This is a genomic window from Streptomyces sp. NPDC005899, assembly GCF_040629645.1.
In the GTDB taxonomy this organism is placed as follows: domain Bacteria; phylum Actinomycetota; class Actinomycetes; order Streptomycetales; family Streptomycetaceae; genus Streptomyces.
In genome coordinates, this window is sequence record NZ_JBEXWB010000354.1 from 1 (window position 1) to 6,426 (window position 6,426).

Below are 6,426 nucleotides of genomic sequence, written 5' to 3' on the forward strand. Positions count from 1 at the left end.
GCCGCCGGCGAACGGCTCGGCGGGCGGCGGACCGTGCGCGTCCACCCGGTGGGCGGCGGGGGGCCGGTCGTGCTCCTGCTCGACGGTGACGACTGGCTGTACCTCCACCCGGCCATGACCGCCTTCGACGCCGCCGTCGCCGCCGGTGACATGCCGCCCGTCACGCTCGTGTTCCTCCCGGCCAAGGACAGGGCGGCCGAATTCACGTGCGCGCCCGGGCTGTGGGAGGCGGTCCGGGACGAACTGCTGCCGTCGGTGGCGGAGTCCGGCGTGCCCACCGACCCGGACCGGCTCGTGGTGGCCGGTCAGAGCCTCGGCGGGCTGAGCGCGCTGTACGCGGCGCTGGAGTTCCCGGAGCTGGTCTCACGGGTCGCCTGCCAGTCCGGGTCGTTCTGGTGGGGCCCCGGCGCCCTGGGACGGCCCGACCCCCTGGCCGGCCCGGTCGGCGGCGCCGTCGCCGCGCGCCTGCGGGAGCGCCCCGACCTGTCCGGTCTGCGGGTCGCCTTCGACGTCGGCGAACACGAGACGAGGATGCTCCCCCACTGCGAGCTGACCGAGACACTGGCCGCGCGGGCCGGCGCCACCGTGCGGGTCTCCCGTTCCCCGTCGGGGCACGACCGGGCCGGCTGGCGGCACGCCCTGCTCAGGGACGTCGCCTGGGCGCTGGGCTGAGTCCGCGTCCGCACCTCCCCCGCGCCCGGCCCGGGCCGCTCCCCACCGGGCCCGCTCCCCACCGGGCCCGCGGCCCGGCGGGTCACCGGGCCACGGCGTGGCAGTAGTCCGGATTCGTGGCGAGGAGGTTGCGGTGGCTGTCCTCGGCGACGACGGCCCCGCCGTCCAGGACGAGGACGCGGTCGGCGGCGTCCAGCAGGGCCGGACTGCTGGTGATCACGAGGGTGGTGCGGCCCCGCCGGAGTTTGGCGATGTTGCGCGCGACGAGCTGTTCGGTGACGGCGTCGACGGCCGTCGTCGGGTCGTGCAGGACGAGGACGTCGGTGTCGGCGGCCAGGGCCCGGGCCAGGGACAGCCGTTGGCGCTGCCCCCCGGACAGGTTCGCGCCCCGGTCCCGCACCGCGTGGTCGAGGCCCTCTCGGTGCAGGGCCACGACGTCGGTGAGCATGGACGCCTCCACGGCCTCGGGTACCGTCCGGCTGGTGCCCGAGGGGTCGATGTTCGTGCGGAGGGTCCCCGCGAAGATCTCGCCGTCGTACGGGTTGACCAGCATGTGCGCCCGGACCGCCTCGACGGACAGCTCACCGATCTTCCGCCCGCTGACTCGGACCACCCCGTCGTACGCCTCGGGCGGGGTGTTGACGGCCAGGACCGACGCCAGGTCGGCCGCCGCTCGCGGCTGGTAGGCCGAGACGGCCACGAACTCGCCCGCGGGCACCCGGAACGTCAGGCCGTCCAGGGACCCGTGGCACACGCCGTCGAGCTCCAGGTCGCCCCCGGCGGCCGGGCGTTCCGCACCGGAGGCCGCAACCGGCGGTGCGGTGAGCACGAGGGCCATCCGCTCGGCCGACGCGCGCGCCATCATCACGTACTTGGGCATCTCCGCGAACATCTTGAGGGGCTCCATGATGAACTGCGCGAGCCCCACGGCCATGACGAGCTCCCCGACGGAGATCCGGCCCTCGACGGCGAGCCATCCGGCCGTCAGGGTCACCGCCCCGGCCAGCACCGCGTTGAGCGCCAGCGCCGTCCCCGCGTACGCGCCGTTCACCCTGGCGACGGTGACCGCCTGCCGCCTGGCCTCCGTACTGACCTTCCGGTAGGAGAGGAACGCAGCGTGGTTGCCGCCGAAGCCGTGCAGGGGGCGCAGGCCGGTGATCAGGTCGGCGACCTTCGCGCCCGCCCTGGCCACGCGGGCCTGCTGTTCGCGGGTACTGGACCCGATCCGTCCGGACATGACGCTGAGCACGGACAGGATCGCGACGGTTCCCAGGATGACCAGCGCACCGAGCCGGACATCGGCCAGACCCAGCGCGAGGGCCGCGACCACCACCGCGACCAGCGAGCTGATCAGCAGCGGCACCACCTCGATGATGTCGGCGGTCTGGTCGGCGTCCTCGGTGGCGATGGTCAGCACCTCGCCGGACTTCAGGTCGACATCCCTGGCCACCGGCTGGAGTCCGCAGGCCGCGACGCGCACCCGCCAGCGGTGCGCCTCGGTCGTGTTGGCCTTCTGCAGGACGCGCATCCCGAAGCGCCACGACAGTGACACGGTCGTGATGATGACGGCCAGCGCCGCGATCGAGAGGCCGAGCGAGCCGAGGGTCCTGTCCTGCATGGTGTGCTCGACGATGAGGCCGAGCGCGATGGGGAAGGCGGTCTCACCCGCCTGGTAGAGGCCCATGAGGACGGTGCCCCAGGCCATGGCGCCGATGTTGCGGCGCAGGGCGGTTCGCAGGATGCCGGCCCCCGCGCGGGGCCCTCGCGTGTCAGTTGTCATCGAGGTGGCGCGCAATCGCTTCCGGGGTTCGCAGGGTGAGCAGGTCGCGGATCGTGATCACGGGACCGAACTCCCGTCGGAGCAGCCCGATGAGCCGCACCGCCAGCATGGAGTGTCCCCCGAGGGACACGAAGTCGCTCGTCGCGCCCACCTCGTCGTCATCCAGGTCCAGTGCCTCGGCGAAATACTCGCAGACCACCGTCTCGGTCGCGTTCGCCGGGCCTCGCTCGCCCCCGGTGGTCAGCACGCCCAGCGGCTTCGCCTCGGGCAGCGCCTTGGTGTCGGCCTTGCCGTTGACGGTCAGCGGGATGCCGTCGACCTGGGCGTAGTGGGTCGGGCGCAGGAAGTCCGGCAGTCCGGCGCCCACCTCGGCGGCGACCGTCGCCAGGTCGGAGCCGGCGAGGACCAGGTAGGCGGCCAGCCGGTGGGTCCCTTCGGCCCGCGGGTCGGGCTGGGCGACCGCGGCGACGAAGCGCACCGCGGGATGTGCCGCGAACGCGGCCTCGACCTCGCCCGGTTCGACCCGGTGGCCGCGGATCTTGACCTGCTGGTCGGTGCGGCCGAGGTAGGACAGGTGTCCGTCGGGCCGCCGGGTCACCAGGTCGCCGGTGCGGTACATGCGCTCGCCGGGTGCTCCGAACGGGCAGGCGACGAACCGGTCCGCGGTCTGCGCCGGCTGCCCGAGGTAGCCGCGCGCGATGCCGACGCCCGCCACGTACAGCTCCCCGGGCACCCCGTCCGGCAACGGCCGCAGCCAGGGGTCCAGTACGTACACGTCGGTGTTGTCGATCGGTACGCCCACCACCGGGTCCTGGCACTCGAAGGTGCCGACGCCGAGGGTGTTGATGGTGTACTCGGTGGGACCGTACAGGTTGTAGCCGACCGTGCCGTCGGTCCCGGCGAGCGTCCGCCAGAGCCCCGGTGTGACGGCCTCGCCGCCGAGCAGCACGAGCGCCGGCCGTCGTCCCGGGTCGTCGAGGATGCCCTCCGCCACCAGTTGCTGCGCGTAGGTCGGGGTCACGTTGACGACGTCGATGCCGTGCGCGAGGCAGTACTCGGTCAGCCGGGGGGCGTCGCGGCGCAGCTCCTCGTCACAGATGTGGACCTCGTGGCCGTCGGCGAGCCACAGCAGTTCCTCCCACGACATGTCGAAGGCGAACGACACGGTGTGGGCGATCCGGAAGACCCGGTGGCCGTGCCGGGCCAGGACCGGTTCGAAGATCCGGCGCTGATGGTTGATCAGCATGTTGGTGAGCCCGGCGTACTCGGTCACCACGCCCTTGGGCTTCCCGGTCGACCCGGAGGTGTAGATCGTGTACGCGGGATGCCTCAGGCGGTTCGGGTTTTCGGGGCTGAACGTCACGAAGGGGTCGGCCGCGGGGAGGGGCCGGTCCAGCTCGATCAGTTCGCCGGTCAGCCGGGGGGAGACGGCGCTCACGGTGAGGATCACGTCCGGTCGGCAGTCGGCGACGATCGCGGCGATCCGCTCGTCCGGGTGGTCCAGCTCCAGCGGTACGTACGCGGCGCCGACGCGCAGCACCGCGAACAGCGCGACGATCGAGTCGAGGGAGCGCGGCACGGCGAGGCCCACGGTCACCTCCGGCCCCACACCGCGGGCGGCCAGGACGCCCGCCACCGCCCTGCTGCGGTCGCGGAGCTGGGCGAAGGTCATGGCCGAGCCGTCGGCGACGAGTGCGGTGCGCCCGGGGTCGCGGTCCGCGGCACGGTCGAAGCGGTCGACGACGGTGTCCGTGCCGACGTCCGTACGGGCGGGGGGCTCCGGAGCCGGTCCGAGGCCGCCGAGCGCGCCCACCTTCCCCGTCGACCGGGCCAGGTCCTCCAGCACCCGGAGGTAGTCGTCGAGGAGACGGCGGGCGCCCGCGGTGTCCTCGCCGCGGTGCTCCAGCTTGACGGTGAGCCGGTCCCCCGGGGTGACGACCCAGGTGAACGGGTAGTGCGTCGAGTCGTCCGCCCGCACCGAGGTGATGCCGTGCCTGGAGTTCATCTCGGCGAAGGCGTCCATGTCCAGGAAGTTCTGGAGGACGAACAGGTTGTCGAACAGGCTGTCGTGCCCACTGGCCCGCTGGATCTCCCCGAGTCCCAGGTGCTCGTGGTCCATCGCCTCGACCCTGGCGGCCTGGACGGCTGCCAGGTACGCCCCGACCGTGTCGGCCGGCCGGGGCCGGGTCCACATGGGCACCGTGTTGAGAAGCACGCCGACGACGTCGGACAGTCCCTCGCCCTCCCGGCCGGAGACGGTCACGCCGAACACGGCGTCGCTCCGGCCGGTGTGCGCACCGAGCAGGAGGCCGAACGCGCCGGTGAGGAGGGAGTTCAGCGTGACGCCGTGCCTGCCGGCCGCGTCCCGCAGGAGTTGGGACCGGGCGGCGGACAGCGTGTGCACGAGGGCGTGCGGCAGGTCGTCCGAGAGGGCAGGGGCCGGTCCGGCGAGCAGCGTCGGGCCGGTCAGTCCGGCCAGGTGCTCCGCCCAGAAGCGTTCCGACGGGGCGCTGTCCCTGGCGGCGAGCGCCCGGGCGTACTCCTCGAAGCCCGGGACCGCGGGCGCCGGATCCAGCGGCTCGCCCGCCACCACGGCCCGGTAGGCGTCGAAGAGGTCCCGCAGGACCGTCTCACGGGACCAGCCGTCCCACAGCAGCAGGTGGTAGCTGAGCAGCAGGCCGTCACGGCCGTCCGGCAGGCGCACGACGGTGAGGCGGACCAGCGGCGGTTCACCGGGGTCGAAGCCGGTGTCGCGGTCCCGGGCGCGGAGTGCGTCGACGTCCGCCTCCGTCTCGGGGTGGACCGTGCGCACGGGGACCCGGCGGCCCGCCCGCAGGGTCTGCACCGGGTTTCCGCCGTCGTCCGTGGTGAACCCGGCTCCCACGACCGGGTGCCGCCCGATCACGTGGGCCATCGCCTCGGCCAGGGCGTCGGTGTCCAGACGCCGGTCGAAGGTGAAGTAGCTCTGCGCCACGTAGTGCCCGGCCCGGCCCGCCATCTGGGCCTGGAAGTACAGGCCCCGCTGGAGCGGGGTGACGGGTGCCGTGCGCTCGGCCGTCGCGGCGGCGGCCGCGATGTGGCCCAGCGCGTCCCGCCAGTGTCCGGTGATCTCGTCGGGCACGCCGTCGGCGAGGGCGAACTCCGCGTGCAGGCTTCCGGTGGCCCCGTCGGTCCAGGCGTTGACCTCGACCGCGTACGGGCCGCTCTCCTCGCCGCCGGTCAGCCGCAGTGCCTGGGACTCGCTGCCCCGGCCGAGGTAGTTGAAGAGGACCTGCGGGCTGGCGTCCAGCAGCGGTGCGGTCTGCGGGTCGAGGTACCTGAGCTGCCCGTAGGCGACGTGCCCGGCTTCGTCCGGTTGCCGTTCGGCCAGCTCGCACGCCGCCGCCACGGGGTCGGTGTGCGCCGCGAGCCGTACGGGCGCGATGGAGGTGAACCAGCCGACCGTGCGGGAGTAGTCGTGGTGTGCCAGTACCGGCACCCGGCCGTGCCGCTCCAGCTCGATCGCGAGGTCGGTGGGAGAGGACTGGATGCGTGTGAGGGCGGCGCGGAGCGCGCCGCACAGCAGCTCGGTGACACCGGTGCCGAGCGCGGCGGGCGCCGTGCGCGTCACCTGTGCGCTCACCTCGGGCCCGAGCACCACGGTGGTCGTGCGGCGCCCCCGGACCCGTTCGGGGGGCAGCAGGGCCGGGGCCCGCAGTGTGGTGATCCAGTGCCCGAGGGTGTCCGTGACCCGGGCGGACCGCGAGGTGAGGGCCTCGGCGTACTCGGCGTAGGACGTGGTCGGCGGCGCCGGGGCCGTCCCGCGCAGGGCGGCGGTGAGGTCGTCCAGCAGGATCAGCCAGGACACCGCGTCGACGGCGAGGTGGTGCACGGTGACGACCAGGGTCCTGGTCGCCTCCAGCCAGTCGAAGGCGATGACGTCCCCGGCCCGGGGGTCGAGGCGCGCGGCGGCCTCGTCGGCGGCGGCCGCCGCG

Annotated in this window: 3 protein-coding genes; 1 reads left to right on the top strand and 2 read right to left on the bottom strand. The window is 73.8% G+C overall.

Features of this window, described 5'->3' with window-relative positions; translation table 11 throughout:
- Positions 1-672: alpha/beta fold hydrolase (locus ABZ371_RS27375; protein ID WP_358684361.1), on the top strand; the 672-nt coding region annotated here is incomplete at its 5' end.
- 82 nt (positions 673-754) lie between these two features.
- Here ABZ371_RS27375 and ABZ371_RS27380 read toward each other — a convergent pair.
- Positions 755-2,452 (bottom strand): ABC transporter ATP-binding protein, encoded by a 1,698-nt coding sequence (locus ABZ371_RS27380; protein WP_358684363.1) that lies wholly within the window; start codon positions 2,450-2,452, stop codon positions 755-757.
- A partial coding sequence (locus tag ABZ371_RS27385; protein ID WP_358684365.1) for an amino acid adenylation domain-containing protein occupies positions 2,442-6,426 on the bottom strand: 3,985 nt, incomplete at its 5' end. The genes ABZ371_RS27380 and ABZ371_RS27385, both read right to left, overlap by 11 nt.